We start from the raw sequence: 1,584 nt of genomic DNA, 5'->3' as shown, positions 1-1,584 counted from the left end.
ACAGGAAGTCGCCGGCAGCGATGAAGGTGAGGACGACCAGAACCCACACCAGCAGCCGGTGGGCCAGCCCGTCCATCTGCAACAGCATGGAAACGATGTCGATGCCGATATAGGCCTCGATGCCGCCGAACATCGGCACCAGCGCCATATAGGCGACGCCGCCGACCACACCCAGCTTGACGATGCTCTTCAGCAGCTCGACGCCCTGGTTGGCCTTGAACATGTTCATCAGGCCGGGCAGCGGGTTCAGCTTGCCGAACTTCGGGGAGATCAGTTCCCAGGAGACGTGGAAGCCGGTCTGACCGATGGTGGACAGCACGCCGGCCACGACGAACAGCAGGATGGGCAGCCACAGCGCCCACATGGTGTCTCTCATGACGCGGAACAGCAGGGCGCCAACCCCGGCCCGGTCGAAGGTGATGCTGTCCAGATTTTCGAAATAATAGTTCAGGCGGAAGACCAACCCCTTCATCGTGCCGGGCAGGATCGAGACCAGAACCACCAGCATCGCCGCGACCATCAACCAGTTCGCGGCCTCGCGGGTCATCGCGAACTGGCCCTGTTTATGGGCCTCGTCGAGTTTTTTGCCTGTCGGGTCTTCTGTTTTGGAGGATTCGTCCGCCTCTTCCGACACCGGCGCCCTCCCTTACAGCGGCTTCAGGAATTCGATGAAGGTCGATTCGAAGCGCGACAGCCAGAACAGCATCATCGCCCCCAGCGTCAGCGCGAACATGAACAGCCCCAGCAGCACCTGGACCGAGGTGAACAGCTGGAACACCTGCACCTGCGGCGCCAGCTTGTTCAGCAGCCCGAGCGCCAACGCGAACAGGATGCCGGTGATCAGGAAGGGGGCGGACATCTGCACCCCCATCATGAAGGATTTCGACACCAGTTGCCCGATCACATTCGCCATGTCGTCGATCGGGATCGCCGCCCCCGGCGTGAAGGTTGAATAGCTGTCCACCACCGCCATGATCAGCAGATGGTGCAGGTCGGTGGCGAACAGCAGAAGCAGCCCCAGCCAGCCCATCAGCGAACCGGGCAGCGAGCCGGCGGTCGCCAGCGCCGGGTTGAAGATCTGCGCGTTGGCCAAGCCGCTCTGCAGGCTGATGATGGTGCCGGCCACCTCCAGCGCCCCCATCAGCAGCCGGGCGATGGTGCCCATGAAGATGCCGATGGTCATCTCGCCGGCGGCCAGAACCAGAAGTTGGAACGGATTGCCCGGCATCGGCGGCAGCATCGGCCGGATCGTCGGCGCCACCAACGTGCTGACCGCCAGCGCGAACAGCAGCCGTGCACGGGTGGGAACGAAGGCGTCGCCGATGGTCGGCATCACGCTGAAAGCAGTGCCGACCCTCAGGAAGACCAACATCCAGACGAAGATCTGCTCGCCCAGAAGCTGCTGCAGGACGCTCATTGGCCTGCCGCGGCGGCGGTGGGGGCCGGCGGAGGCGTCACGCCGGTACCGGGCGTGAAGGGCGCACCGCCATTGTCGGTGCCACCGACACCGATGGCGACGATGCGGTCGGCGACCTCATGCTCGAAGAACTCGGTCAGCTTGCCCAGCATGAAGGGCATCAGCAG

2 protein-coding genes are annotated in these 1,584 nt (G+C 63.8%); both read right to left on the bottom strand.

Features of this window, described 5'->3' with window-relative positions:
- A partial coding sequence (locus I71_RS21625) for an EscU/YscU/HrcU family type III secretion system export apparatus switch protein (protein WP_042697996.1) occupies window positions 1–634 on the bottom strand: 634 nt, incomplete at its 3' end.
- 12 nt (window positions 635–646) lie between these two features.
- Window positions 647–1,417 (bottom strand): flagellar biosynthetic protein FliR, encoded by a 771-nt coding sequence (fliR, locus tag I71_RS21620; RefSeq protein WP_042697993.1) that lies wholly within the window; start codon window positions 1,415–1,417, stop codon window positions 647–649.
- Window positions 1,418–1,584: the final 167 nt, after the last annotated feature.

Origin of the sequence: Azospirillum sp. B506, from assembly GCF_000333595.1 — a bacterium.
Classification (GTDB): Bacteria; Pseudomonadota; Alphaproteobacteria; order Azospirillales; family Azospirillaceae; genus Azospirillum.
The sequence above is the reverse complement of the archived record's forward strand: the minus strand, read 5'-3'. Positions and strand labels throughout refer to the sequence as shown.